We start from the raw sequence: 26411 nt of genomic DNA, 5'->3' as shown, positions 1-26411 counted from the left end.
TGCTCATCGCTGCTCCACCAGATACGCAAACACGTGTTCGAGGGACTCGTCCGTGGGTTCGATGCCGAGCAACGTGATGGGTTGAGACACGGGCGGCACACCCAGGGCCGCCTGCAGCACGTGCCGCGAAAACGCGGCGTAGTCCGTCGTGCGCACGAGCAGCGCGTCGGCGTCCACTTCCACGCCAATCACGATGGGGTCTGCCACCAGACGGGCCGCGAGTGCACGCGCGTCACTGGCTCGCACCCGCACCGTGTGCGGTCGATCGGTCATCATGCGACGCAGCGCGCGATAGTCGCCGCTGGCCGCCAGGCGTCCCGACAACATCACCAGAATGCGCGCGGCCACACCCTCGATTTCCTCGAGAATGTGACTCGACAGCAGCACAGCCACGCCCGCATCGGCGCGCTGCTCGAGCAACTGCATCATGTGCAGGCGCTGTCTTGGATCGAGACCATTGAACGGCTCGTCAAGCAGCACCAGCGACGGCTCGTGGACCAGCGCGGCCGCCAGCTTGGTGCGCTGACGCATGCCCTTGGAGAACTCCTGCACGGGCCGATCAGCGGCCGACGCCATCTCCACGTGATCGAGCGCGCGCGCGGCGGCCTGCCGCACATCGGGCAGACCAAGCAGGGTAGCGCGTGCCTCCACAAAGGCGCGGGCCGTCAGCATGCCGGGCAACGCTTCGCGTTCGGGCACCAGTGCCACACGATGAAAGATCTGCGGACGCTCGTGCGGCACCTCCCCATACACGCGCACCGTACCGCTCGACGGCGCCAACAGACCAGCGGCCATCTGCAGCAGCGTGCTCTTGCCGGCGCCATTGGGACCCAGCAGGCCGGTGATGCCCGCGTCTACCGTGGCCGTGATGTCATTCACGGCCACCACGTCGCCGTACCAGTGCGACACATGATCGAACACCAACGCGGGCGCGCTCATACGCTCTCGCTCATACACTCATCCGGCGCATGCGCCACACCAGGCCGATGATGGCCAGGGCACCGATGGCCCCGTAGCTCACGAGATAAACCCACACCGCAGGCGGCGGCGTGAGCTCCATGGCGCGCGAGGTTTCGCCAAACAGTTGCAGCGCCAGCGTGCGATAGCCTTCAATGGGCTGCAGCACCGCCGCCAGTCCTTCGGGCAGGCCTGCAACCTTCTCGAGGCCACTCACCACCGCTGCGCTCACCAGAAAGAGCGCCAGAATGGATGCCGTGGCATACGCGCGTCGCGCCGTGAGACTGGCCAACAGCGCACTCACGCTGGCCAGCACCCAGCCGGTGCAGGTGGCAAGCAACAGCACCGGGCCGATCTTGCCGCGCATGCTGGCAAAGGTGGTGGCCGGATCCTTGGCAATGCCGATCTCGCCGAGATAGAGCAGCAGCAGCGGGGCAAGAGCAATCGCGAACATCACGGTAAACAGCGCCAGCCACCGCGCCGCCACATAGCGATCGCGTGTCAGGTCCCGCGTGAAGAGCAGCGGCAGCACCTTGTGCTGGACATCGCGACTGAACAGCTCTGGCGCCTGCGCCGCTGCCATGAGCACGAACATGATGAGCTGCGGCGCGACCAGGGCGCCGTAGCGCAGTGGGATCTGTCCGGCTGACGCGCCGGCCGCGGCCAGCGACGCGAGTCCCGGCAACATGGTCACCACCGCCACAAACACCGGCACCGCCTTGGCCTTGAGCGGACGCCCGATACCCAGCAGGGTGCGAATGCCCTGCCAGGTGAGCGCGTGAAACGCGCCGCGCGCGCCATCGCGCGCCCCGTCATAGCGCCGATAACCCAGGTCGTGAATAACCGATGTGTCGCCAGCGCCACTGCTCGCGCCACTGGTCACGCCTTTGCTCGCGGCGGCAGGCGTCCCAGCGTCACGACTCATGGAAAAGCTCCGCGAGTTGTCCACGTCGACGTTCGAGACGCAAGATGCCGGCATCGAGACGCAGTGCCGCATCACGCACCGCGTCATACACGGCGTACTCCGCGTGATGCGCAACATGCGGCGTCGAGGCATCGTACGAGGCGGCCTCGGCCGCCGGTACGTCCACCAGGACATGATGCCGATCGAGACGCGCCGTCACACCGCGGCTGCCGAGCGCCTGCACGAAGGCTTCCAGTGTGGCGGCATCGCGGTCCAGCTCCACCACCAGCGTGCCGGTGGCTTCGGTGAGACTGCCCACACTCGCCACGCGGCGCAGACGCCCCTGCTCAATGAGCACGATGCGCTCGCAGATACGTTCGAGTTCTCCCAGCAGGTGCGACGACACCAACACGGAAATGCCAAACTCGTGTCCCGTACGCGCCACCAGGGCGAGCATGTCGTCGCGGCCGGCAGGGTCGAGACCGTTCGTGGGTTCGTCGAGAATGAGAATACGGGGATCGTGCACCAGCGCCTGCGCCAGCTTGACGCGCTGGGCCATGCCCGTCGAGTAGCCTCCCATGGGGCGATACCGCTCCTCGAAAAGCCCCACGTGACGCAGCACTTCGGCGGCGCGCTCTCGGGCAGCAGTGGCCGGCAGTCCGCTGCAGCGCGCAAGAAAGGCCACGAACTCGGTGGCACTCATTTCGGGCGGCAGGCAGTCGTGTTCGGGCATGTAGCCCACCAGCGCGCGAATCTCGGCGCGGCCCTGCACCACGTCGTGACCCATCACACTCGCTGAACCGCTGCTGGGCGCCACCAGTCCCAGCAGGATCTTGGCCAATGTGCTCTTGCCCGCCCCGTTGGCGCCCACCAGTCCGGTGATACCCGGCTCGATGGTCACCGTGAGCGCATCAAGCGCGGTCACTGCGCCGTAGCGTCGCGTGAGCTCAGAGGTCTGGATGAGGGGCGGAGACATGTGCGGAGCCCAACGGAGGGAGGCATTCGCGGGTTTCAGCGCACCGTCAAGCTACCTTGCGCAGTCCCCGCGCGCTCATCAACCGCGGATAGGCCTCCGCCGGTCCGATTCGCAGGTCCGGCCGCACACCGGTGCTGTACACGCCACCCGCGGCATGCTCCGCTGCATTCTCCGCTGAGCGCTCAACCGGTGCCGTGTCCGTCCGCGGTAGCCGCGCCCAGCCCGGCACCTCCCGCTTGCGTGGCGCGCCCGCCAGGCGACGCCAAACCCCGAGACGATCTGCCGTGCCGCTCACCACCTTGCCGTGATTCTCATAGGCGTGCGTGAAGATCTTGGCAATCAGCACCCGCTGCGTGACCGCGTCGAGCTCCTCGAACTGCGCGCCCAGCCCCACCTCACCTATATGCCGCGTTACGACGGCCGGTAACGCGCCCACGTCCGACAGGTGCAGGGTGATGGGCGTGCCCACCGCCGGCCGCGCGATACCCCAGGCCATCGCCACACCGGTCGTACTGACATCAATCACTTCCACCCGATGCCGAGCCTCGTCCACACTGGCCTCGTGCATCTCGCGCACCTCGAAGCGTTCTTCTCCCCGGCGGCGATCAAACTCGAATGACATCAGCAGACAGGCAAACATCACCACGACCGTCATCGTCCCCCAGAACAGACTCGGGGTGAGAAACGCATCCGGCGGCACGCGTTCAAAACTCGGCAACTGATTCACCACCATGCCACTCACCATGCCGCCAATCACGCCCAGCGAAATCAATACTGCCCGCCCATCCACCTGCATGCCCTGCGCCAGCTTGCCCTTGGGCGTCACCTTGAAGCCCACGGCAAACGGACGAAAGAGACTGTGCACCACGGCCGGTGTAAGACGGAAGCTGGCAAACACCGTGCTCGCCAGGGCAATGATGGTGTTGCGATGCACCGTCGCCAGACGCCGCGTGCCGCCCCACATGGCAATCAGCATCGGCACCTGAAACTGCAGCAGGTCAGCGCCAATGGCCGACGGCACCGCCACCAGGCCGAGCCACAAGAACAGCAGCGGCCCCAGAATCATGAGGGGCAGGCAGAGGTTGGTGGCCACCCACGAGATGGGCAGAAAGAACAGCCGCTGCATGAACGTGAGCCCGGGCGCAAACAGTGGTCCGTTCTTGAGGAACAGCAGCTGAATGCCACCACGCGCCCAGCGTGCACGCTGCGTATACATCGCAGCCAATCCTTCAGGGGCGAGACCACGCGCCAGTCGCTCGTTCAGATACACCGTCTGCCAGCCGCGCTGCAGCAGCACGATGCTGGTGAGAATGTCCTCGGTAATGGAGTCGGTGGGAATGCCACCCACAGCCTCGAGCGCCGAACGCCGTGCCAGACTGTTGCTGCCGCAGGAGAACGCCACGCCCCAGCCATCGCGGCAGGCCATGATGTCCGTGAAGAAGAACTCCTGATCGTCGGCGTGCTTCTGGAACACCCCCAGATTGGCCTGCACCGGATCGGTATTGAAGAAATGGTGCGGCACCTGCACCAACCCGACACGCTCGTCGCGAAAGAATCCCACCGTGCGCTGCAGGAAATCCCGCTGCGCCACGAAGTCCGCGTCAAACACCAGCACCAGGTCACCGGAGGTATGCTTGAGCGCGTGGTTGATATTGCCGGCCTTGGCATGCGCGCGGTCGGGGCGGCGCAGATACTGCACATTGAGCGCACGACACTCATCCGCCAGCCAGTCACGTGCGCCGTCATCCAGCACGTACACCGTGATGTTGGGATAGTCGAGCGCCAGCGCACCCACCAGCGTCTTCTGCAACACATCCCAGCCTTCGTTGTACGTCGGCACCAGAACGTCCACCGACGGCAACGTGGCCGCACTCTGCTGACGGTACCAACGCTGGTTGTCGTCGGCCTCCGCATGCCGGTCGCGGTGACGGGCCACCATCAGCAGGTACACCGCGCCCTCGAACAGCAACAGCATCTCCGCGGCCCAGAACAACCACACCCAGGCGTTCTGCAGTGAGCCGTCGAATGGCACCGGCACCACGGTATCCATGGTACGCCAGATGGCGTAGCGCAGCGCAAACACGATGGCCAGCGCCGCCACCCCGGCACGCAGTACGGGGCGCCGCATACTGACCATCGGTGCCAACCCCACGAAGATCAGGATGGCCAGTGCCGAGGGCACCCAGGTCGGCAGCGGCGCCGCGTCGAACGTCACGAGCGAAGGGGGCGGAGCCTAGTGAAACAGCTTGTTCGCCTGACGGCTCGCGAACTGCAGCGGACGCAGCGGCGCACGATCGTCGAAGAACACCTTGGCGTGACGACCCACCTGACAGAAGTTGGCCGCCGACTGCGGCATCGACGACAGGTCCACGTCAATAATCACACGACTGTCGGCGCGCCGATCCTGATAGCGCAGCTCGGCGGCCGACGCGTTCTCGAGCCGCAGACCACCACCGCGCACTGTGCGCACGGTGCCACGGGCTTCTTCAATGGTGCCGGCCAAGCGCACGATGACCGGCTTGGTTACGTCAATATTGTCCGCGTCGCGTGGCGACACGCTGGCTTCGAGATAGACGCGTGAGCAATCCACCACCGTGGCCAGCGGCGCACCGCGCAATACCCGCTCACCCGGTACCGCCGCCAGTTGCCAGACCGCACCCTGAGCCGGTGCCTTTACCGCCACCGTGCCCAGACTGTCCGCCGGCGACACAGCCACACCGTCCATGATGGTGCGTGCCTCGCTGCGCAGCGCGTCGCGCTCCGCGCGCAGGCGCGCGATGTCCACCGTGAGCTGATCGATGCGCTGACGCGAATAGGGCACATCCTGTCCGCTCTGATCGGACAGCACATTGGCCTTCGCGGCGCGCAACGTGGTGTGCAGACGCGCCAGGTCCGACTCAGCCTCCAGCAGCGCGGCCTTGGCGCGCGCCACATCCAGCTTGCTGCTGCCATTCACGCCCACCAGCGCGTCGGTCTGCTCGGCCACCAGTCGGCGTTCCGCCAACCGTCCTTCGGCCGCGCGCAGCTCCGCTTGCAGGCGCTCAATGAGCGTGGCGCGAAACTGCGTCTCGCGCTTCACCAGCGACTCCTGAAGGGCAATCAGTGTCTCGAGCTCCGTACCAATGATGTTGGCACGGCTCTCCAGCAAGGTGGAACGTGTGGCCAGCGACTGCGACCCTTCGGCGTTGAGCCCATCGCGACGAATGCGGACCAGCACGGCGCCCGGCGATACAAAAGCGCCCAGCGCGCTTCCAACGGAATCCACGACGCCCTCTATGGGCGCCACCAGCTCCACGCGGGGGGCATTCACCACCGCTTCAATGGAGGTCGAATACAGCGCGCGCTCCATGAACACGGCTCCGACCGCCAGAATGATGGTGGCGGTCAACAGGAGCCTCGGCGCTCGCGTGTCGAGTCGTTTCAGGAACATGAATGGTGATCGGCTTGAGAGTCTCAAGGAGAGCGTCGGACGCACGCGTCCGATACTTGAGACGGTCATCATGAAGCAGACACCACCCATCCCCACATGTGACACGGGGGCAGGGTGGATCGTCCACTCCGCCCCCGCGAATTGGAATGTGCCGCCTTACTCGAGATGACTGCGCAGCATCCAGGCGTTCTTGTCGTGTACCTGAGCGCGGCGTACGCCAAGATCGGCACTCACCTGATCCTTGGCCTGCTCGGCCGCCTCGATGAGGCGCTTGGCCGAGCGGGCAACCTTGCCCTGATCTGCCACGAGCTGCTCAACCATGGCGGTGGCGGCCGGGTGACCGCTGGCCTCCTCCACGGTGCTCATCGCCAGAAACTCGGAGTAGCTGCCCGGCGCATAGGCCCCCACTGCGCGCAGACGCTCGGCGATTTCGTCCACCGCAAGCGCCAGCTCCGTGTATTGCGTCTCAAAGAGCGTGTGCAGGGTCGTGAACATCGGCCCTGTCACGTTCCAGTGATAGTTCTGTGTCTTGAGGTACAGCGTGTAGCTGTCGGCCAGCAGTTGGGCCAGCGCTTCGACAACTGCTGGGTTTGCTTGGGACATTGGCAGAGTCTCCTGTTCAAGGGTCCGAGGTGACAAGGGGGTGATCAGATCCTGCAACACTGATCATGACGTCCCGCTCTATACATACCCCAAACGGAGTAGCTTGGCTCATGGTGCCGAGTTCTCTTTGACCGGGGTGGGGTTCGGAGCTATGTCTGTGGCACTTAGCTGTCACCCTAATGTGCCGGAGGTCCCACATGTCGTCTTCTCGTCGCGAGTTTCTGGGCCAGCTCGGTGTGTCCGCGGGAGCCATCGGATTGTTGTCGCTGCCCTTGTCGGCTGCGCCGTCTGATGCGTCGGGCGTGTCGGGCGTCGTGGGTGTCGACCAGCAGCGCTGGGACCTCACCTGGACACGCAAGCTCACCACCAAACACCGCGTGGTGTTTGATGTGCCAGAAATCGAAAACGGCTACGGCGTCTGGCGCGCGTCGCTGTGGCAGCAGGAGTATCAGCAGACGCTGGGTGTTCCGCCCAGTGACACGACCACGGTGCTGGTGCTGCGCCACAACGCCATTGTGCTGGCCATGACACAGGCCTTCTGGGACAAATATCAGATCGGCAAGGCACGCGGCGTACTGCACCCGTGGACCGAGCAACCCACCGATCGCAACGTGGCCCTGCTGTCCTCCAAACGCGGTGAGCAGCCGGCCGAACTCGACGCCATGGCGCTCGATCAGTTCATGGCGCGTGGTGGCATTGCACTGGCCTGCAGCCGCGCATTCGGCGATCTCGTGGCGTTGGTCGCGCGCGAGGACAAGGTGAGCGAGACGGAGGCCGAGCAGCGTGCCAAAAGCATGCTCGTTCCGGGCGTCATCATGCAGCCGTCTGGTGTGTTTGCGGCACTGCACGCGCAGGACTTCGGGTGCAAGTACTTTCGGGCGACGTGATACGGTGTTGTCCGTTCATTCGCGCACACTCGAAATATCGAGCTCCCACACCGCACCCGCACGGAATCCCCACAGCCGGCTGTCCAACCCGATGATCTTCGTGAACGTGGGTCCCTCGGGAATGCGCACCCAGCGCTGTGCGTCACGTGAAACCCACACGTGACGCACCGGATCCGGCACCACGTCCCAGCGGTGGCCGTCGGCCGAAAACCAGAAGGCGGTTTGGAAGCCCACGTGGCCGACCGCAAAGAATTCCCAGGGCGTGCCGGCAGCGCCTGTCATCCATTGAAAGCTGTCCACACCCCACGGATAGCCCCGCTGAGCGAACAGTTGCCACGAGCCGGATGCGGCGCTCGTGAGTGACAGAAAGCTCTGGTCGGTGGTGGCGCCCGGCCTCCACCAAATGCCGCGCGGAAGCAGCACCACTCGATCGCCCCACGACGCCGTCGCCCCTGTCATCGCGCTTGCGATGAACTCCAGCCCGTCGGCGCCCGCTATCTGCCGAGGATTGAGGCCCGGCGAATTGGCCGGCCCTTGTACCGTCCAATTGCCAAGGTTGCCCAGAAGCACCCAAGGATGCGTGCGATACGGCGTATTGCCATCGGCGGTGAGCGGCGCGACCAGCGTGGTCGCGATCACCACTTCCCGATCAGTGCCAGCCAACAGCGTGGTGTTGCCACCCCAAATTGTCAGAGCCGATTTGCAGATCCGGCAGACCAAGGGTGCGAGCATCGAGTGTCTGCCAGCTCACGCCGTCCACCGAGTGATGAATGCGCGGCGCGCTGGTGCTCAACCGTTCGTTCTCCACGACCCAAAGACGGCCGACGGCCACGGTCCAGTCGCCCCAGCGCGCCGCCCATGATTCCCCGGGATGCCCTGCTACGCGTCGCCACTGTGGCACCGCCGGCGCCGAGACCGTTACGCTGACGACGCGCTCAAGACTGTTGGTGGCGACACCGCGTCCACTTCCCGTGGCCCGTACGGTGATTGAAGCCATGCCTGGACTCGCGGCGCTGATGACGCCACGGTTGTTCACGCTTGCAACCGAAGGCGCGCTGGAGACGTAGGTGTAGCTCACGCTCACGTCTTGCCCTGCCGTGGTCAGGGCCACGGCAATCCGCACCGAATCCCCAGTGGTGAGCGCGGCGTTCGTTGGTGAAACCGCCAGGTCTGACAGGGCGGGTGGTGGCGCGAAGACTTGCACCACCGATTGCGCCTGCAGCGTGGTCGTCGTGAAGCCGCTACCCGATCCTGTCGCGGTAACGGTGATCGTCGCTGTGCCCGGACTCACCGCGCTGATCACACCGCGGCTATCCACACTGGCCACGGTCGCGGCACTCGATGCGTAGGCGTACGTCACGTTTACGCCAGATGCGGCGGTGGTGGCCGTCGGCGTGAGCCGCAGCGTGTCACCCGTAAGGAGCGGTGCGCCGTCCGGCGACACCGTCAGCCCCGTCAGTGCGGGCGGTGGCGTGGTCACTCGCACCACAGTCCGCGCCTGCAAACTGGTTTCAGCGAATCCGCTGCCCGTTCCCGTGGCGGTGACGGTTATCGTGGCGGTACCTGGACTCACTGCAGAAACGACGCCACGGCTGTCTACGCTCGCCACACTGGCAGAACTCGTGGCATAGGCATACACCACATTCACGCCTGCGCCACCAGGCGTTGCGGTCGCGGTGAGGGGAGTGCTGCTCCCGGTGACAAGCGCTACGCTATCCGGGTTGACCGTCAGCCCCGTCAGTGCCGGTGGCGGCGCCGTCACCGCAATGGTCGCCACCGCCTGCCGAGTGCTGGTCGCGAAGCCGCTGCCACTGCCGGTGGCGGTCACCGTGATGGCAGCCGAGCCCACGCCAACGGCAGTAACGGCGCCACTCGCGCTCACGGTGGCGACCGCAGGCGCGCTCGATGCGTAGGTATAGTTCACCACCACGCCGGCGCCGGCCGTGGTGGCATTCGGGACGAGCGTCACAGATGCGCCAACAACGAGTGCAATGCTCGATGGTGTGACCGTGACGGCGCTGATGGCATCGGCGGGTGGAGGCGGAGCCACAGGACGACCGTCGCCGGCCCCTCCACCACACGCAGCGCTGAACAAGACGGTACAGGCCATCAAGGCATGCATGCCAGACAGCAAGCGGGATCGTAGCATGGGAATGGCGGCTCCGAACATTTGACGAATCTTCGGCAATCTGGCTGTTCGCGAGTTGCCTCTGGCGAGTTGCTTGTGGCGAGTTGCTGGTGGCGAGTTGCCGATACGGATGCGCAGCGGCCTTGGCGCCGGCGCGCGACCTGTACACGCGTAAACGACCGCCCGGGTGGCTCACGGCGCAGCGGCAGTTGTTAGGATCAAGTATTGAAGCGGCGATTCGGTCGAGCGCAGAGACAGCGCGCGTCAGTTGGCCTTCCCCGCCGCCGTCACCGTATAGCCGCGAAATGATGTCACCGCATCCCGCTTGACCCACACCCCCACGCGACCAGACACTGCGCTGTCCAACTGATGGGTCAGCGTCAGCTCGGGATGCCCCGCCACACGCACCTGCACTTCGCGCCCGCGAACGCGCAGCTCCAGCCGGTGCCAAGCACCCATCGGCAGCTGCTTCTCACCCGCGCCCTTGGCCAGGACACGCCGCTCGCCATTGGCAAAGGTCCAGATGGCCACGTTGCCGTCCTTGGTGTTGTAGCGACCCGCGTAGTACTCCCCACGCGACGTCAGCCCGAACATGATGCCGGCAAACTGGTCGCTCTTGCCGCCATCCAGCCGAAAGTCCACAGCCAGCATGCCGTCGCCAAACCGCGTGGTGGCGTCGTGCACCGCGTACGGGAAGGCGCCGTTCGACATGGCGTTGGCCACGAAGCTGCTGTCGGCGGTGCCAAACCAGCGACGCGCCAGCGCGCTGAGCGCAGCAGCATCACTGCGCCCGCTCCAGCGCTCGCCATTGGCCGTAATGCCGGCGTCGGTGGCGCCCGCGGTATTGGTCACGCCGGCCGCCCAATGTCCCACCGCCGCGGTGAGCCCGCCCGTTGAGGTGGCCGCCTGCGCGCCCAGCGACGTAGCGGTTGACGCAGCACTCAACAGCATGGCGAGCACCACAGCGCGGCGCGTCATGGTGGAAAGGATGGATGTCGACATGCCCTACGCTACGCGCCAGCTACGCCAATCGCTACCGGTGGGCACTCAGGGGCCGCGTTGTATGCGAAACACACCCACCCGACTTGACCCATCATCAGCGTTGGGCTCGGCAAACAGCACCACGTTCGATCCCAGGAAGCCCAGCGGCAGCGAGCGTCCGTACGCCGTGCCCACGTAGCCGCCGCGCGGGTCGAAGACATCGGTACGCGGTGGGTCGCCCTCGAAGGTGTATCGCTCCACCCACAGGCTGCCGTCGGGCGCCCAGGCCAAACCCTGCAACAACGGAACGGTGGGCGCCATACCCAGCTTCTCGGCCAGTTCGCGCGCAGGCACAACGCACTCCTTCGAACCGCCAAACTGCACACGCATGCCGTCCGGGTAGAGCTTTGACGCGTCATCCATGGTGGTCGGCACCGGCGTGATGGCGCGTCGCAGGCTGCGAACGCGCCGACCATCGCGGTAGACATCCACCGTGTATTGCGACTGGGAGGTGAGCGCCAGCCCGCTGTCACTCGCGGCAAAATGCAGCGCACCCTCCAGCAACGGCGGGATGGCCAGCCCGACGCAACTGAATCGGACCATGGGCTTGCGCACATGCACGAGAGAATCCAGGCCAAGCGTATCATTCGGAGTCCAGCGCTCCATCACCTGCATGCCATGCAGGCTGTCCGACCGAGCCATGACCGTATATACGGTGTCGGCACGCACCAGTGTCTTGCTCCAGATCCGTCCGCGCCCCTCGAACCCGCGCAGCTCCGGCAACACCGCGCCGTCCGCAGCCCAGCGCACAATGGCGGCCTTCGAACGATCATACACGCTCACGGTGCCGACTGCGTCCATGTACACCGCATCGGCGGATTGCACTTCACCTGGCCCGCCACCACGCGCCCCCATAGTACGCAGATGACGGCCCAGCGAGTCGAACACCTGCACGCGGTTGCCGTTGTCCCGATCAAACACGGCAATGCGTCCGCGCCCATCGGTGGACACGTTGTACCATCCCACCTGATCGAAGGCCTGCACGCCGCTGTCCGCGCCACCGATCTGGGCCATGCGCTCAAATTGCCACGGCAGTGAATCATCGGCGGCGCGATTCTCCACGATCTGCACACCCGCGGAGTCCGTGGTGGTGTACCTGGCGCGACTCGCGTCACCTCGGCTACAGGCGCCGGTTGCGACCATCGTGCACAGCACCAGTGGAAGCGCGGCCGTTGGCACACGGAGAGCAGACGGGAACCACTGAGGCATTGAATTGTCCGGTTGGAGAAATCCCGATTCCTGCGATATCGGGAACAGTTGCCGACGCGCCAGAACTTACCTTATGGACATGATGGCCACCACATCGCCTCTGCAATCGCTCGTGGCGCAGCGCGACCCCGCGGCACTGGGTCCCGTCGTCGGCGCCCAGACCTGGCGCGACCTGCTCTTTCTGCACTGGGCCGTCGACGCCGATGCGGTGCAGCGCCTGCTTCCGCCGGGCCTCACCGCGCACACCTTTGCTGGGCGGGCCTATGTGGGCATCGTGCCCTTTGCCATGGCCCGTGTGCGGCCTCGTTTCCTGCCGCCGCTGCCCTGGCTGTCGTGGTTTCTCGAGCTCAATGTGCGCACCTATGTGCACGACGCCAATGGCGTACCCGGCGTGTGGTTTCATTCGCTCGACTGCAACCAGCCCATTGCCGTCGAGATCGCACGACGCGCCTTTCACCTGCCCTACGAGCACGCCATCATGCGCGCCGAGCGACAGGGATCGGCGCTGCATTATGCCTGCCAACGTCGGGGGCAGCAGGGCCCGGCCTGGCGCTACGCATGGGACGCTGCGGGCCCCGGCAGTCCGGCCTCCTCTGGCTCACTCGAGGAGTTCCTCGTGGAGCGTTACGTGCTCTACAGCGTGGACCGCGCCGGACGGCTATATCGGGGACGGGTTTCACACACGCCATATCGTGTGCATGTGCCGCGTGTCGACCAGTTCGACATCGGCCCCGCCACGCTCGCCGGCTACGCGCTGGATGGACCGCCAGTCTCAGTGCTCGCCGCGGAGCCGGTGAACGTTTCGATTCATCCGCTGCGGCGGCTTGGTACCCTGTAGCGGGCTTCGTTGCTGACGGCTGGACCTGCAACAGCTCACGCAGAGGAATGGAGGGCGCAGAGGACGCAGAGGAGTAGTCTCCATCAGGCTTTTCTGAATCCGTGCTGTTTCCGCACCATCCGCGCCATCCGCGACAAGGCTGTTCAACTCCGACCGCGGTTCTCTGCGCCCTCTGCGCCCTCCATTCCTCTGCGTGAGCTGTTCAGGATCTGGACCATGGTCGAGCGCCAGTGCTGCAGAGTCTCGCCATTAACGCCACAATCGCGCTATCGTCTCCCAATACATGACAATACGCCCCATGACCTGGCTGTGCGCCGCCGTGCTCGCCGCTACGCTGTTGCCCACAGCCTCGATCGCGAACGCCCAGCGCCGCCCCATCCGGGACCGCCTCGGCAATCGCGGCGGTGAGCAGGAGCAATCGCTGCAGGTGGACGGTCGCACGCGCAGTTACGTACTGCGGACGCCGCGCGGCCACAACACGCGCAGCACACCGGCGCCACTGGTCATAGTGCTGCATGGCGGCGGCGGCAACGCGGAGAACGCCGAACGCATGACAGGTTTCACGCGCCTCGTCGAGCGGGAGCGCCTTCTGGTGGCCTATCCCAACGGGACGGGCCGACAGGCGCGCAACATGCTGCTCACCTGGAACGCCGGCCACTGCTGCGCGAGCGCCATGCAGGATCAGGTCAACGACGTGGCCTTCATCGACACGCTCATCAGCAAGGTGTCGCGTGAATATGCCGTGGACGCGTCGCGCATTTATGTCACCGGCATGTCCAACGGCGGCATGATGTCGCATCGCATTGGGCGTGAGCTGTCCCATCGGATCGCGGCCATTGCCCCGGTCGTGGGCGCCGTGTTTGGCGACGAACCGCCCGCCTCATCACCCGTGTCGGCCATCGCAATCAACGGCCTGCTGGACGAATCCGTCCCGGCAAACGGTGGCCCTCCCGGCGGCCCCGCCAAGGGCCAGTGGGATGGAACACCTGCACGCCCCAACGTCGATCAGGGCAATTTCTGGGCGCGCAGCAACGGCTGCACCGCCACACCCGCCAGCAGTGACACACGCCTGGCCATCACCTGGCGCTGGAGCTGCCCCACGGGCCTCGGCGTGGAAGTACATCAAGTCAAGAACGTGGGCCATGCCTGGCCCGGTGGTCAGCGCGGCAGCGCGCGCGGCGATGATCCGGGCAACGCCATGAACGCCACGGAGGTCATTTGGGCCTTCTTCAAGGCGCATCCCAAGTCACGCGCCACAGGCTCGCCGCTCCGCGGTGCATGGCGCGATGACTACAACGTACGCTACGCCATCAGCGACACGCTCTTTCGTCAGGGCGCGCGCCTCCGCTACCATGTGCTCTCGTGGGACGTGGCCGAGCAGTTCCTCATTGCCCGCAATGACGCCAGCAACCCGGCCGATCGCGGGCTCTACACACGCATCGACTGGATGGAGTTGCCGGGCATGCCGCCCTACACCTGGGCCTACTGCCTCACGGCCTATCGCGCGCCCTCGGCCGACTCAGCGCGCGCCACTCCACCCGCGGACCGCAGCAATCCTCGCAAGGGCTGCAACGGGTTTCCTTTCACCCGCATGGCGCGCGACACTGCGGCTGCCGGATAGGGAAGCCACGCAACGGACTCCTACGCTGCTACCTTCTGCCTCCCTTGTCGACAACCAGCGTCATGATGACTGGCACCACCCCGGGGTCATCTTTGGCGCGCTGCTCGACTTCGCGCAGCAGCCTCACCTCGCGACGCCCCCCGGCATCCGCGCGATTTGTATCAGGGGCTGCGCGGTTCGGATCGCGAGCAATCACCAAGCGCCGGCCAACCGGGAACGTGCCGTTGTTCTGCCTCCTCACCATCATCAGGGTTCGCTTGAGATTCTCGATCTCCCGACCGGTTGCCAGCCCTGCATGGACGCGAACCAGCGGCGTCTGCTCAGGAAAGAAGTCAATGATGGCCACCTCGTCCGCTCTGACCGACGAGTCTGGAGCCAAACGGAACCAGAACGAGACCGAGTCGCCTTGCGCTCGTGCAGCCTGCGGCATGACCAGGGTAATGCATGCGGCGAGCGTGAGTAATGCACGATGCAAACCCCTACCGATGGATTTCGACTGCCAAGTCACTGGACATACCCTCCGCAAACGGTGAATGAATCCGCGTCTGCAATCCGAGACCGAAATGATCAACCCCGACGGCCGTTCTCTGCGGACTCTGCGAGCTCCCCTTCCCTGCGTGAGCTGTTGACGATCTCGTCAATGCAACGAGGACCGACAACAGCACCTCACTACCAACTCACACTCTCCTCGGCATAGAAGCAGGTGGGCCCGCAGCTCGCGCCGTTCGGTTGCTGTTTGCTGAACTTTGGATTCAAACGAAAATACCGAGTGTCGGTGGCCGTGCTGATCGTGAGATCGACCGGTGCTCCGTCAATTCCCTCGAGAAACAGCAGTTCCCCGCATCCCTTACCATCGGGACAGGTCACCCGCACCTCTCGCAGCGTGTTGCCGCTACCGGAGCGGGCGAACGCGGTGTAGCCACCCGCCGGCGCGTTGGTCACCACCACTCGCACGCCCGTCATGCAACCCACCAACTGGCAGCCACACCCGGACACGGCGCCCAGCACACACACCGCGAACGCCGCGCGTACTCGCCGGCCGAGAAGACCGGCAAGCACCGCATGACGACTCATTCGAGCCCCAACGCCTTGAGCACAGCCGGCGAAGGCGGATCCCACTTGGGCAGCGCCACGTTGCCCACATAGCCCACGTCCTTCATGCCGGCATCGGTGGTGTAGAAGCCCGTGGCCACGAGGTTGCGCACCAGCGAGAAGAAGCGCGCGCCCGCCTTGTGCTCTTGCTTGGCCTTCGGCACGTAGCAGATGTCATCGCAAATGGCCGTCTTCTGCGCCACGGTGAGCTGCGTGAAGCGTTTGCCGAAGCGCTGCTGACTCTCGAGGTTGAGCCAACTCACCCCGCCACGCACGCGCACCAGATCGCGCGCGCTGCCATCACCCGGCGCACTCACATACTCGTTGATGTAGTGATGCGCCCCCACGGCCGACGCACTGGGCGACTTGTCATCCGCCGGGATGATCATGTCCGCCAGCGCAGCCAGTGTGGCCATCTCACTCGTGGTCAGCTTGCGCGGCCAGTCCTTCTTGGGACGCAGCAGGTCCGGATCCCAGGCATCACCACGCGGACCGCCCGCAGCACGAGGCGGCTGCAGCGATGCGGGCGCGCCGGCCTTCGCAGCGGGCGCCGTCTGCGCCTCGGCATCAGCCAACGGAAGCCCCGACAGGATCGGCAAACTCGCCACGGCGGCCATGGCCTTGAGCGCGTCGCGACGAACCAAGCCCACCGGTGCTTCAACGGTGCCATCCCCGACCGCAGCCCCCTGCCCCTCAGGCTCCCGGTCACTCGGCTGCTGGAGTTCCGGCTCCCGGCCGCCGGGCTGTCGCAGTTTGCTGTTCTCCTCCATCAGCCTACCTCCCGCTTCTGCATCTGGTCGAGGATGTAGTCGGTGGTGCGCCAAGCCAACGCCAGAATGCTCAGCGTCGGATTCTTGTCCGCGTTGGACACAAACGGCGCGCCGTCAGTGACAAACAGGTTCTTCACGTCCCACGACTGACAGTACGGATTGAGCACCGACGTGCGCGGGTCTTCACCCATGCGGCAGGTGCCCACCTCATGAATGATCTGTCCACCGCGCGCGATCGCGCGACTGCCGTCGGTCTGCACCGTGCCGTTCACCTTGCCGCCCATCGCCGTGATGATCTCGGCGAAGGTCTTCTGCATGTGCACAGCCTGTTTGAGTTCGTGGTCCGACCACTTCCAGTGGAAGCGCAGCACCGGAATGCCCCACTGATCCACCACCTCGGGGTCGATCTCGCAGAAGCTGTCCTCGTTCGGAATCATCTCGCCGCGTCCGTCGAACCACACGAACGAGCCGTAGTAGCGACGCGCGGCTTCCTTGTAGGCCTTGCCGTATGCGCCCTCGGTCTGATTCTCGAGGAAGTTGAACGAGCCGTTGCCCGGCATGCCGCGCCCGCCGCCGAACTCCACGTGATAGCCACGCGCGAAGTCGAGCTTGCCGCCGATCTGCTCCTTATACAGCCACCAGGGGATGTACACGTGCATGCCCGAGGCGCCGTCGTTGTTGTAGGGCGGCAGATTCTCGAGCAGCGGGATCTGCCCACCCAGTCCGGCACCCACCGTGTCCATGAGGTACTTGCCCACCAAGCCGCTCGAGTTGGACACGCCCTGCGGATTCTGCGTGGACTTGCTGTTGAGCAGAATGCGCGCGGTTTCGGCGGCGCTGGCCGCCAGCACCACCACACGCGCCTTCACATGACGATCCTGCCGCGTGTTCTTGTCGATGTAGTTGACGCCGGTGGCCAGACCGTCCTTGCCCACCGTGACCTCGCGCACCATGGCATTGGGCACGATGTCCACATTGCCCGTGGCCAGCGCCGGCGGCAGCAGCACCGTGGTGCTCTGGAAGTTGGCCTTGATGCTGCAGCCCCAGCCGCAGGGCGTGGCATAGAAGCAGGCCTGACGCTGCAACATGGACTGCCGCAGCACGCGCTGCGCCAGCGCGTTGCCCGGATGCAGCAGGCGCGGCAGACGATTGGCATCCTGACGCTGCGTCATGATGGCCAGATGCGCCGGGATGACCGGAATGCCAAGCGGCGTGGCGTGCTTCTTGACCAGCATCTCCACCGGACGTGGTGCCGGCGGCGGCTGCAGCACACCGGGCGACGAACGCGGCGTGTTCTCCAGATCGTCGTCGCCGCCGTACACGCCAATGAGCATCTCGGTCTTGTCGTAGTACGGCGCAAGATCCTGATACGACAGCGGCCAGTCGGCGCCCAGTCCGTCACGGGTCTTGGGCTTGAAGTCGTACTCGCCCATGCGCAGCGAGATGCGGCCCCAGTGATTCGTGCGGCCACCCATCATGCGCGCGCGCCACCACCGGAAGTCCGTGCCCGGCGCGTTGGTGTAGGGCTCGCCCGGCACTTCCCAGCCGCCGTCCACCGTGGCGTCATAGAAGCCAAACGGCTTCTCGCGAGAACCCGCGCCACGCAGCGGTGCCTCACGCGGCAGCTTGAACATCGGTGTCTCGCGCACCGGGTCGTAACTGCGACCGGCTTCGAGCACGAGCACCTTGAGACCGGCTACGGCCAATTGATAGGCGGCCATGCCGCCGCCGGCACCGGACCCCACGACAATCACGTCGTACTGGGTCTGCGACTTGGGTGTACTCTGAATCAAGTGGGCCCCACAGGTCCGCCAAGGGCGGGGAGTGGTTGTACGGGAGGGACAAACAAGGGTGGGACACCATTGGAACACGGGCTGCAGCTTCGTGTTTCACGGCGTGTTACACAAACTGATGAATGGGCCGCCAGCGCGTAAGACCCACCGGTTGTGCGCCGTGCACCGGTATCGCAACGTGAAGGGATCGCCGGACCTGCCTCACCCACGACGCTCCCCCACGCCCATGCGCTACCACGCTGCCCCGGCCTTGCCGACGGCGCTTCTCATCGCCGCGCTCACACCGTTTGCTGCCCAGGCTCAGCGCGGAGTGCCCCGCACCAACACCCCGTCTCCCGATGCCGAGGTGTATCTGGTGCCACTCACCGTGCGCGGCGACAGTGTGCGCCCGGGGGTGCCCGCCAACCTCACCCGACGCGCCGGCTACGACAATCAGCCCGTCTTCGCGTCCAACAGTCGCGCCGTGTTCTACACCGCCAACCTCGGCGACGGACACACGGACATCTGGCGCCTCGATCTCTCCACCGGCCTCAGCGCGCCACTGCGTCGCACGCAACCCGAAAGCGAGTACTCGGCCGCGCCCATCCTCGGCGACACCGCTGCGCTGGCCGTCATTCGGGTTGAGGCCGATTCCACGCAGCGACTCTGGCGCCTGCCATTGGGGAGTGGCGCACCGTCCGTCATTCTGCCGGACCTCAAGCCCGTCGGCTACTTCGCGCAGCCCGATGACTCCACTTGGGTGACCTTCGTGCTCGGCAGCCCGGCCACGCTGCAGGTCACACGCACGCAGCGCACGGGTGGCACCACACCTTCACGCATTCTCGCGCGCGACATCGGCCGCTCGCTGCATCGCATTCCCGGCACACGTTTCGTGAGCTTCGTGCAGAAGGGCGCTCAGCCTTGGCATGTCATGCGATTGGACGTGAACAGCAATCGCATCGACACCCTGGTGGCCCTGCCCGAGGGCACGGAAGACGTGACCTGGGTGGACAGCACCACGCTGCTCACCGGTCAGAACACGAAGCTGATGCAGTGGACCATGGGCAGCGGGACAGCGCGCGGCACCTGGCGCGAGATTGGCGATTTTGGGTTCGCGCATCTAGCGCGCATCTCGCGATTGGCCGTGAGTCCCAATCGTCAGTGGCTGGCCATGGTGGCCGAATCGCAGCCACGCACGGCGGCTGCGGCCAGCAGGAGCGCCGCCGCCACTTGGTTGGATCGCATCGACACCGCGCGGGTGCGCCGGGCCATCAGCATTCTGGCTGCCGACAGCATGGAAGGCCGCCTCACCGGCTCGCCGGGTATGGAGCGCGCCGCGCGCTGGCTCGAGCAGGAATACCGGGCGGTGGGTCTCGCACCGGCGGGCGATTCCGGCGGCTATCGCCAGCACATCCCGCTGCGCGCGGCCCAGGGTCCCAACGCCACCGGGCGCACGCGTCCGGCGCCGGTGGAATCGTGGGCGGCGTGGAACGCGCTGCCTGCCGAACAGCGGCTACGCACACAGAACATTGCCGGCGTCATTCGTGGCAGCGATCCCGCGCTGCGCAATGAAGTCGTGCTGGTAACCGCGCACTACGATCACATCGGCATTGGACGCGCGGTGGATGGCGATTCCATCAATAATGGCGCCGACGACGATGCCTCCGGCAACGTGGCGTTGCTGGAGATTGCCCGTGCCCTGCAGAACGGGCCGCGGCCCAAGCGTACGATTCTGTTCATTTCCATCACCGGTGAGGAGATGGGCGGCATCGGCACGCGCTGGTATCTGCAGCACCCCCTGCTGCCGCTCGAGCAAACCGTGGTCGATCTCAACATCGAGATGATCGCGCACCCCGACTCCATTGCCGGCGGATTCGGCCGCGCCTGGCTCACGGGCTACGAGCGCTCCACACTGGGCGACCTCCTGACCGACAACGGCATTCCCCTCATGCCCGATCCGCGTCCGGGTCAGAGCTTTTTCACACGCAGCGACAACGCGGCGTTCGCGCGCATCGGCATTCCCGCGCATTCACTGTCCTCGTTCAACCTGGCAACGCCCTATCACCATCCCAAGGATGAAGCGGGCACGGTGAACGTGTCGCATATGGCGCAGGTCATCAGCGCCACTGCCAAGGCGGTGCGCCTCCTCGCTGATGGTGACAAGCCGGCGTGGCATCCGGGTGGACGTCCCGAGGCGCGGCCGGCGCGCTAATCCCCGGCAACGGCAGCGCTCCGATACCATGCGTTCGGAGCGCTGGCGCACGTGCCCTGCCTACCGTATGTCGTAGCGCACCGAAACGACCTTGCCGCTCTGGCCCGGCTCACGCAGCTCGAGGATGAGCGGTCCGCCCTGCCCGTAGCTGGTCAGGTAGGTCTGGCGTACCGGACGTAAGTCAAAGCGCTCCACTGACGTCTTGAGGGCTTTGCACCGATCACCGTTGGCATCGTGCGCGAGATTCAGGCCGAGCCGAACCGGATAGGACTCGAGGAAGACGCCCGACGAAACAAGGGCAAAGTTGTGTGTTTGACATCCGCCACCGTACTGCACGAACACCTGCAGCACGTCCTGCGTAACGCGCGCACTGTCGATGATCGCCGCGTCGAATCGCTGGCCAGTCGGACTGGCAACAACCGGTCGAGGTTGGCCGCTCACCGGCGGATCGTCTGATGTGGGACTCTGACAGGCAAGCAGCGACACTGCCGCGACGAGGAACGGGAAGCGCAGCACACGGGCGGTGGGTGCCATGGTCGGTCAGCTCCAGGTGGGGGTACTGAGGTAAACCCGGCCACCCGGAGCGTCCGTCACGGGTCGGCCAAATCAGGCTGCCGGAACCACACAATCGGCTGCGCCACCGTCGGCACCACCGCGCCGCCGAGAATCCAATAGCTGTCGTACCGCGACCAATACAGAAACTCGACCAACGTGTATTGCCGACCGATGTGCATGCTGGGCCTCGGAAAGGGAAAGGCGCAGTGGGCTAATGAGTCCCGCGTCGAGCCCGTTCCACCAGTCGCACCCGCGCCACGACCGCCCGATGATCCGAGGTCTGGGGGTCGGTCACCACGCGGGCCGTGTCCGAAGTCCAGGCCGAACGCGGCGCGAGCAGGATGTGGTCGATCTCCTGCGTGGGTTCAGTGGACGAAAAGGTGAAGCGATCGCTGGCAGGCTTGGGCACCGTGCGGAACCGGTCCGCCCATCGCGTGAGGGTACGCGAGCCTGGCTGGTCGTTGAAGTCGCCAAGCAGCACCACAGGTAGCGAGACCGTATCAAGCACGGCGGCCAGCGACTCCACCTGCCGGTATCGCAGCGAGTCGTTGGCCACCCAGTCGAAATGCACGTTTACCACCAGCACACGGCGCTGCGAAGGCAGCTCCACCTCGGCCAGCAGCGCCACACGGGGCTCGTTGCCGTCGGGCAGACGCAACGCCCGCTGGCGCCTGATCGGGAAACGCGAAAGGATCGCCAGACCATACTCGCCACCCTGATAGGGCATGAACGCACCAAAGGCGTGCGACATGCCAAGTTGCGCGCCGAGCTCCGCCGGTTCATCAACACGCCCCGATCGTGTCACCAGTCTATCCACCTCCTGCAGGGCGATCACGTCGGCGCGCAATGCGCCAATCGCACGGCCTGTGCGCGCCAGGTCCACCACGCCATCCATGCCGCGGCCGTGGCGGATGTTGTATGTGGCCACCACGAACGAATCGGCCTGCGGTGAACGCTGCGCATGCACCGGCTGGCCCGTCAGCAACAAAGTGACCGCACAGAGCGCGAGGCGAATCAGCGGACGCCGGCGCGCGGGGTGGCCCGTGGTGCGCATCACGGCCGAATCACCGGCGCCGCCGCGGCCGGACGATCCTTGAGGATGAACGGCACGCCATCCGTCATCCACTTGGGTGCCGGCGCGCCCTTGAGATGGTGATCGAAGAAATCGAAGTAGCGGGACGTCAGGTCACGGCGATTGGCGAGCCCGCGCAGCCCGTGGCCTTCACCCGGATAGGCCAGCATGACGGCTTCCTTCCGGTTGTAGCGCAGCGCGTTGTAGAAGTTCATGCCCTCGGTGAAGCTCACCGTCGGATCGGCGGTGCCATGCATGATGAGAAACGGCGACGACACGTTGGGCACATGCGTCAGCGCGGACTCGAAGCGATACACCTCGGGCTTGTCCCATGGCGAGAAGCCCCAGCGGCCCTGACCGCTCAAGTAGTAGCCATTGCCGTTCTCTCCACTGCCGCCCTGCACCTGATAGCTCCAGCCCCAGCTCTGACTGAAATCGGAGAACAGATCCGTCACGCCGGCGCCCATGCCCACGGCGGCAAACATCTTGGAGCGCGTTCCAATGAATGCCGCCCCTTCGCCGCCGTAGCTGTGTCCATGCACGCCAATGCGCTTGGGATCGGCATACCCCAGCTCGATGAGTTTCTTTGTGGCCGCCTCAACAGCGTCCAGCATGTCGCTGTGCGACGAGCCGCCATGGAACGCGATGTCGGGCACCATGGTCACGTAGCCACGTGACGTGGCCTCAGCAGGAATGGCGCCCATGCCGGTGATGTAGCTGGGCATGGGGTAGCGATGCAGACCCTGCGAGTTCTTCTCGTAGAACGTCACCAACGTGGGTCGACGCTGCCCCGGCTGATAATCCTCAGGCAGCGTAATGAGCCCCTGCAGCTTGTCACCGCGACGCGTGACGTAGTCAAACAGCAGACGCCGTCCCCACTGGTACTGCGCCTGCTGCGGGTTCACGTCCGACACCTTGCGCGCATTGGCCAGACTGGCATCCGCAACCAGCAAGTCGGGAAACTCCTGATAACTCTGCCGCGTGAACAGATACAGCTCAGCGGACTGCGCGCGCTGCGGGGTGCTGAACTGTGCGTCGGCCCACACCAGCGGGGTGAGTGTGCCACCGGCAAGACGGGCCACGCCACTCTTCTTCGTGAACTCGCCGTACATCGAGAAGCTCACCGGCTGCGAAAGGTCAACCTCGCGCAATACACGAGCGCCACGCATGACACTCGAGTCCACCGGTGTGGTGCGGATCCAGCGGTACACCACCTGATCACGCGTGCCCTGACCGTTGGTGAGATTGCGCGCCGCGCTGCCATCAAGTGGCAGCAACCACTCGTCGAATCGGTGATGCACCACCACCGCGCTCGAATCGCGCGTGTAACCGGCAATGCCGTAGGGCGGACGCGGCCCTGGTCTGTCCTCCTGCATGTCGAGAAAGCTCGGCGCGTTGGGGCCCAGCACACGGCTGCTGCCCGCCGCCAGGTCCCAGGCGTTCCAACGCGTGTTGCGCCAGTACAGGAAGTACCGACCATCAGGAGACAACCCGGCGATGTGTCGGCCGAGGACCTGCTTGCGCAGCAGGAGCGTGCGCTGGCCTGTCCGCGTGTCCACCCGGTAGATGTCCGCCGAAGCCGCTTCGTAGTCGGACTGGTACGCACGTTGGTCGCGTCCAATGGCGTACACGCCGTACACGGGCAGCTCAATGTCGCGCAGCGTACTATCGGAGAGCTGCACGAAGCGGCCGGCGGCAACATCGAAGGCCTGGCGGAATGTGCGATTGCGATCCTGCTCGGCCTGGATCATCTGCGCCGACTGAATGCGCTCGTCGCTGGTACGCCAGATGTCCACGTCGGCAATGGAGTCGGTGCTGCGCCGCCGCGCGGTGTCCGGCGCGGGGGATTGCGGAATGAGCCCGAAGTACACACGGGCACCGTCGTCACTGAACGCCAGCGGCGACCGTTCGCTGATCATGAAGCCCGGTGTGACGGCTTTGCTCTCCAATTGCACGCGCCGATCACCTGAGACATCCGGCAACACCAGCAGGCGGTTGTCGCGCTCCCGCATGCGTTCGACCTCGCGTCCCTTGAGCACGGCGAGCCCGGTCCCGTTGTCATTCCAGGTCAGTCGCGCGTAGCGCAGCGTATCGTTGTCCAGCACACGAATGGCGTTGCTGGCCAGATCGACCACGTAGAGGCCATTCCCATCACGCACCGGCGCATCGACCGTATACGCGAGCGACGATCCGGTCTTGTTGAACAGCGCCTCGGCCACTGACCCGAGAAATGTGGTGCGCCCGGTGGCGAGTTCGTGCAGCAGCACGTCGGTGGCTCGCGCGGCAGCGGCGGCACCACCAGCGCCTGCCGCAGCGCCACCTGCACTGGCCGCAGCAGCACCGCCGTTTGCGGCGCCCGCTGCGCGACGACGCAGCAGGACGTGGGTGCCATTCTGAGAGAAGGCGACCGACTGAATATCCTGCCAACTGCGCACCGTACCGGTGGCCAGCTCACGCAGCTCCCATCGGCGCGGTGGTGCGCCGCGGTTGCTTGCCGGAGTGCCACCAGCTGCCGGCGCGATGGCAGGCGGCGGAGTAGTGGGGGGAGCAGTCGGAGGCTGATTGCCGATACCGGCACCAGCACTGCTGCTGTCGTTGCTCCGCGCACCACGCGGTGGTGGTGGCGGTTCCACGAGATAGGCCAGCCACCGTCCGTCTGGCGTGAACGTTGGCTGTGAGGCATGCAGCACCTCGGTCTCGGCGCCACTCGTCACCTCGCGGATGCGCACAACGGGCTTCGCATCGGCCGGGAGCACATTGGTGAGCCGCGTGCCGTACGCCACCCAACGCCCGTCTGCCGATAGCGACGCCGCATCAATGCTGCGCCAGAGCGTGTAGTCACTCAGCGTGAGCGGTTTGCGCGAGCTTTGGGAAGCCGCAGGAGCGGCTTGTGCCGTCAACAACGAAGGCGCAACAATCCACGACAACAACGCAGCGGCGCGGCGAACAGCAGACATGACCAGATCTCGGACACGGGCAGGGCGATGGCCAGACCTCGCGACCGCCGGGCCTGGTTGGGGACCGCAGAATCTACCGCCCCCGCAGCCAGGCCGGATCTTCCTGCAGGATGTCCCGCAGCATGCGGGACGAATCGCCCCGACTTGCCAGCGGCATGAGCACGCGGTCCCGCATCCAGCGCATCGTGGGCTGTGTCCATTCGCTGATCTGCCCGAGTCGCGCCGAGGTGTCAGCCACTTTGTCTACCGCGGGCCTTCGTCGTGCCGTGTACTGCGACAGGGCGTCGCGCAGGTCGGTTGCCGCGTTCAGGCACTCCGCCAGCACCACCGCATCCACCAGCGCGCTATTGCCACCCTGTCCGAGATTGGGGGCCATGGCATGGGCCGCGTCGCCAACCAGCACCAGCCGTCCGTCGTGCCATTGGCGGCACGAGACGCGAATCACCTCATGCACCAGCAGTTCGTCAAACCGTTGCAACGGAGCAAGTAACGCGGCGCTCGGCGCGAAGGCTCGCTGCCACGCCATGCGAAAGGCATCGAGGTCTGCCGCCTTGATCGCACGCTCCAACTCCGGCGTCCCGCAACTGGCATAGAGGTAGCTGCCGCGCTCCAGCGGCAGCATGCCGAAGAGACCGGCCGACGTCAACGCCTCCAACGCCGCTGAGGGTGCGGCCGGTGAGAGGGCTCTCATATAGTGAATCCCGGAACGTCGCACTGACGCACCGAACTTGCCCTGTTCCCGCACTCGCGAGTGTACACCGTCGGCGCCAACTACGAGATCTGCCTGCATGACTTCGCGTTGTCCGCTTGCGCCGTGACGCACGGTCACGCGACCGTCAGGTGTGGCCTCCTCAACCGTGGCATCGAACGCCAGCGTGAGGCCCGGCGTATTCCGCATGGCCTCCTGCAGTGCGGCCTGCAATGCGGCACGGGTGACGATGCGTACATCGACGCCAGGTGGTGGAGCCAGCAGTGTTCGCCCGTTCGCATCCACAATGCGCGCACCCGCCACCCGTGTCGCTCGCTCAAGGAGAGCCTTGAGCTGCAGGCGCTCGAGCACCGCCTGGCCATTGCTGGCCAACGCAATACCGGCGCCAACCGGCCGGACCTGCGAAACGCGGTCTACCACGTGTACGGTAGCACCGGCCCGTGCCAGCAGGAGCGCCGTCGCCGCGCCTGCTGTCGCTGCACCCGCCACCACTACCTGCATGCCCTGCACCTGCATCGTCCGCCTCCAGTTCAAGCCCTATGGGCAGGAGAGTGCCTGCCATTCCAATTGGCGAGTTCTTGGGAGGGCTTCTTTCATGCGACAGCAAGTCACGAATGCCATGCTGTTCGTCAGACGCGGAGAGGACGCCGTACCAAATGACTATCGTACGTGGGCAGC

The 26411-nt window shown here is 65.5% G+C and carries 23 protein-coding genes; 4 read left to right on the top strand and 19 right to left on the bottom strand.

Annotated features, from left to right (window positions below; all coding sequences use genetic code 11):
• Positions 1-3 precede the first annotated feature (3 nt).
• The 6 genes from B2747_RS14395 to B2747_RS14370 all read right to left on the bottom strand — a co-directional run bounded on the left by B2747_RS14395 (position 4) and on the right by B2747_RS14370 (position 6870).
• Positions 4-939, bottom strand: coding sequence for an ABC transporter ATP-binding protein (locus tag B2747_RS14395; RefSeq protein WP_291162355.1), 936 nt, complete (start codon positions 937-939; stop codon positions 4-6).
• Positions 940-949: 10 nt separating this feature from the next.
• Entirely contained in the window at positions 950-1882 is a 933-nt protein-coding gene (locus tag B2747_RS14390) for an ABC transporter permease subunit (protein ID WP_291162352.1), read from the bottom strand.
• Positions 1872-2837 (bottom strand): ABC transporter ATP-binding protein, encoded by a 966-nt coding sequence (locus B2747_RS14385; protein ID WP_291162349.1) that lies wholly within the window; start codon positions 2835-2837, stop codon positions 1872-1874. Before B2747_RS14385 ends, B2747_RS14390 begins: the two co-directional genes overlap by 11 nt.
• Positions 2838-2883: 46 nt before the next feature.
• Positions 2884-5052 carry a glycosyltransferase gene (locus tag B2747_RS14380; RefSeq protein ID WP_291162346.1) on the bottom strand — a complete coding sequence of 723 codons (2169 nt, stop codon included), beginning with the start codon at positions 5050-5052 and terminating at the stop codon, positions 2884-2886.
• A gap of 18 nt (positions 5053-5070) precedes the next feature.
• A complete protein-coding gene (locus B2747_RS14375; protein WP_291162343.1) occupies positions 5071-6225 on the bottom strand; it encodes an HlyD family secretion protein in 1155 nt (384 codons plus the stop codon).
• Positions 6226-6423: 198 nt separating this feature from the next.
• Positions 6424-6870, bottom strand: coding sequence for a Dps family protein (locus B2747_RS14370; protein ID WP_291162340.1), 447 nt, complete (start codon positions 6868-6870; stop codon positions 6424-6426).
• Between the two features lie 197 nt (positions 6871-7067).
• Between B2747_RS14370 and B2747_RS14365 the strand changes: the two genes are divergently transcribed.
• Entirely contained in the window at positions 7068-7757 is a 690-nt protein-coding gene (locus B2747_RS14365; protein ID WP_291162337.1) for a twin-arginine translocation signal domain-containing protein, read from the top strand.
• A gap of 15 nt (positions 7758-7772) precedes the next feature.
• Here the strand turns inward: B2747_RS14365 and B2747_RS14360 are convergent, their stop codons facing one another.
• From B2747_RS14360 to B2747_RS14345, 4 genes are all read right to left on the bottom strand, one after another.
• Complete coding sequence (locus tag B2747_RS14360) at positions 7773-8420, bottom strand: hypothetical protein (protein WP_291162334.1); 648 nt, start codon at positions 8418-8420, stop codon at positions 7773-7775.
• Positions 8407-9906, bottom strand: coding sequence for an Ig-like domain-containing protein (locus B2747_RS14355; protein ID WP_291162331.1), 1500 nt, complete (start codon positions 9904-9906; stop codon positions 8407-8409). Before B2747_RS14355 ends, B2747_RS14360 begins: the two co-directional genes overlap by 14 nt.
• A gap of 243 nt (positions 9907-10149) precedes the next feature.
• Positions 10150-10887 (bottom strand): hypothetical protein, encoded by a 738-nt coding sequence (locus B2747_RS14350; protein ID WP_291162328.1) that lies wholly within the window; start codon positions 10885-10887, stop codon positions 10150-10152.
• Between the two features lie 45 nt (positions 10888-10932).
• Positions 10933-12135: a 6-bladed beta-propeller gene (locus tag B2747_RS14345; RefSeq protein WP_291162325.1), complete on the bottom strand. Its 1203-nt coding sequence runs from the start codon at positions 12133-12135 to the stop codon at positions 10933-10935.
• A gap of 79 nt (positions 12136-12214) precedes the next feature.
• On the opposite strand from B2747_RS14345, the gene B2747_RS14340 reads away from it, so the two are divergent.
• On the top strand, positions 12215-12973 hold the full coding sequence (locus tag B2747_RS14340; RefSeq protein WP_291162322.1) for a YqjF family protein: 759 nt from the start codon (positions 12215-12217) through the stop codon (positions 12971-12973).
• 283 nt (positions 12974-13256) lie between these two features.
• A complete protein-coding gene (locus B2747_RS14335) occupies positions 13257-14594 on the top strand; it encodes an alpha/beta hydrolase family esterase (RefSeq protein WP_291162320.1) in 1338 nt (445 codons plus the stop codon).
• Positions 14595-14622: 28 nt separating this feature from the next.
• Here B2747_RS14335 and B2747_RS14330 read toward each other — a convergent pair whose 3' ends face one another.
• From B2747_RS14330 to B2747_RS14315, 4 genes are all read right to left on the bottom strand, one after another.
• Positions 14623-15102, bottom strand: coding sequence for a hypothetical protein (locus B2747_RS14330; RefSeq protein WP_291162318.1), 480 nt, complete (start codon positions 15100-15102; stop codon positions 14623-14625).
• A 161-nt stretch (positions 15103-15263) separates the two neighbouring features.
• Positions 15264-15668, bottom strand: coding sequence for a hypothetical protein (locus tag B2747_RS14325; protein WP_291162315.1), 405 nt, complete (start codon positions 15666-15668; stop codon positions 15264-15266).
• The gene (locus B2747_RS14320) at positions 15665-16456 is read right to left on the bottom strand and encodes a gluconate 2-dehydrogenase subunit 3 family protein (protein ID WP_291162312.1); all 792 of its coding nucleotides are present in this window, start codon (positions 16454-16456) and stop codon (positions 15665-15667) included. Before B2747_RS14320 ends, B2747_RS14325 begins: the two co-directional genes overlap by 4 nt.
• Entirely contained in the window at positions 16456-18177 is a 1722-nt protein-coding gene (locus B2747_RS14315; RefSeq protein WP_414652200.1) for a GMC family oxidoreductase, read from the bottom strand. Before B2747_RS14315 ends, B2747_RS14320 begins: the two co-directional genes overlap by 1 nt.
• 298 nt (positions 18178-18475) lie before the next feature.
• Here B2747_RS14315 and B2747_RS14310 point away from each other — a divergent pair, with 298 nt between their 5' ends.
• The gene (locus B2747_RS14310) at positions 18476-20440 is read left to right on the top strand and encodes a M20/M25/M40 family metallo-hydrolase (RefSeq protein ID WP_291162308.1); all 1965 of its coding nucleotides are present in this window, start codon (positions 18476-18478) and stop codon (positions 20438-20440) included.
• A 60-nt stretch (positions 20441-20500) separates the two neighbouring features.
• Here B2747_RS14310 and B2747_RS14305 read toward each other — a convergent pair whose 3' ends face one another.
• From B2747_RS14305 to B2747_RS14285, 5 genes are all read right to left on the bottom strand, one after another.
• Entirely contained in the window at positions 20501-20974 is a 474-nt protein-coding gene (locus B2747_RS14305; protein WP_291162306.1) for a hypothetical protein, read from the bottom strand.
• Positions 20975-21030: 56 nt separating this feature from the next.
• The gene (locus tag B2747_RS14300; protein WP_291162304.1) at positions 21031-21174 is read right to left on the bottom strand and encodes a hypothetical protein; all 144 of its coding nucleotides are present in this window, start codon (positions 21172-21174) and stop codon (positions 21031-21033) included.
• Positions 21175-21206: 32 nt separating this feature from the next.
• Positions 21207-22049 carry an endonuclease/exonuclease/phosphatase family protein gene (locus tag B2747_RS14295; protein ID WP_291162950.1) on the bottom strand — a complete coding sequence of 281 codons (843 nt, stop codon included), beginning with the start codon at positions 22047-22049 and terminating at the stop codon, positions 21207-21209.
• Complete coding sequence (locus tag B2747_RS14290; protein ID WP_291162302.1) at positions 22049-25024, bottom strand: S9 family peptidase; 2976 nt, start codon at positions 25022-25024, stop codon at positions 22049-22051. Before B2747_RS14290 ends, B2747_RS14295 begins: the two co-directional genes overlap by 1 nt.
• Before the next feature lie 73 nt (positions 25025-25097).
• Positions 25098-26249 carry an FAD-dependent oxidoreductase gene (locus B2747_RS14285; RefSeq protein ID WP_291162299.1) on the bottom strand — a complete coding sequence of 384 codons (1152 nt, stop codon included), beginning with the start codon at positions 26247-26249 and terminating at the stop codon, positions 25098-25100.
• Positions 26250-26411: the final 162 nt, after the last annotated feature.

Source organism: Gemmatimonas sp. UBA7669, assembly GCF_002483225.1.
Classification (GTDB): domain Bacteria; phylum Gemmatimonadota; class Gemmatimonadetes; order Gemmatimonadales; family Gemmatimonadaceae; genus Gemmatimonas.
Note: the sequence above shows the minus strand (reverse complement) of the source record. Positions and strands in the feature narration are given on the sequence as shown.

Excerpts from the sequence above, each read along its gene's own strand:
- B2747_RS14370 (WP_291162340.1), bottom strand. The coding sequence starts at position 6,870 with ATGTCCCAAGCAAACCCAGCAGTTGTCGAAGCGCTGGCCCAACTGCTG.
- B2747_RS14305 (WP_291162306.1), bottom strand. The coding sequence starts at position 20,974 with ATGGCACCCACCGCCCGTGTGCTGCGCTTCCCGTTCCTCGTCGCGGCA.
- B2747_RS14295 (WP_291162950.1), bottom strand. The coding sequence starts at position 22,049 with ATGCGCACCACGGGCCACCCCGCGCGCCGGCGTCCGCTGATTCGCCTC.
- B2747_RS14285 (WP_291162299.1), bottom strand. The coding sequence starts at position 26,249 with ATGCAGGTGCAGGGCATGCAGGTAGTGGTGGCGGGTGCAGCGACAGCA.
- B2747_RS14320 (WP_291162312.1), bottom strand. The coding sequence starts at position 16,456 with ATGGAGGAGAACAGCAAACTGCGACAGCCCGGCGGCCGGGAGCCGGAA.
- B2747_RS14310 (WP_291162308.1), top strand. The coding sequence starts at position 18,476 with ATGCGCTACCACGCTGCCCCGGCCTTGCCGACGGCGCTTCTCATCGCC.
- B2747_RS14365 (WP_291162337.1), top strand. The coding sequence starts at position 7,068 with ATGTCGTCTTCTCGTCGCGAGTTTCTGGGCCAGCTCGGTGTGTCCGCG.
- B2747_RS14390 (WP_291162352.1), bottom strand. The coding sequence starts at position 1,882 with ATGAGTCGTGACGCTGGGACGCCTGCCGCCGCGAGCAAAGGCGTGACC.
- B2747_RS14335 (WP_291162320.1), top strand. The coding sequence starts at position 13,257 with ATGACAATACGCCCCATGACCTGGCTGTGCGCCGCCGTGCTCGCCGCT.
- B2747_RS14300 (WP_291162304.1), bottom strand. The coding sequence starts at position 21,174 with ATGCACATCGGTCGGCAATACACGTTGGTCGAGTTTCTGTATTGGTCG.
- B2747_RS14315 (WP_414652200.1), bottom strand. The coding sequence starts at position 18,177 with ATGGCCGCCTATCAATTGGCCGTAGCCGGTCTCAAGGTGCTCGTGCTC.
- B2747_RS14385 (WP_291162349.1), bottom strand. The coding sequence starts at position 2,837 with ATGTCTCCGCCCCTCATCCAGACCTCTGAGCTCACGCGACGCTACGGC.
- B2747_RS14290 (WP_291162302.1), bottom strand. The coding sequence starts at position 25,024 with ATGTCTGCTGTTCGCCGCGCCGCTGCGTTGTTGTCGTGGATTGTTGCG.
- B2747_RS14355 (WP_291162331.1), bottom strand. The coding sequence starts at position 9,906 with ATGCTACGATCCCGCTTGCTGTCTGGCATGCATGCCTTGATGGCCTGT.
- B2747_RS14345 (WP_291162325.1), bottom strand. The coding sequence starts at position 12,135 with ATGCCTCAGTGGTTCCCGTCTGCTCTCCGTGTGCCAACGGCCGCGCTT.
- B2747_RS14350 (WP_291162328.1), bottom strand. The coding sequence starts at position 10,887 with ATGTCGACATCCATCCTTTCCACCATGACGCGCCGCGCTGTGGTGCTC.
- B2747_RS14325 (WP_291162315.1), bottom strand. The coding sequence starts at position 15,668 with ATGAGTCGTCATGCGGTGCTTGCCGGTCTTCTCGGCCGGCGAGTACGC.
- B2747_RS14395 (WP_291162355.1), bottom strand. The coding sequence starts at position 939 with ATGAGCGCGCCCGCGTTGGTGTTCGATCATGTGTCGCACTGGTACGGC.
- B2747_RS14340 (WP_291162322.1), top strand. The coding sequence starts at position 12,215 with ATGATGGCCACCACATCGCCTCTGCAATCGCTCGTGGCGCAGCGCGAC.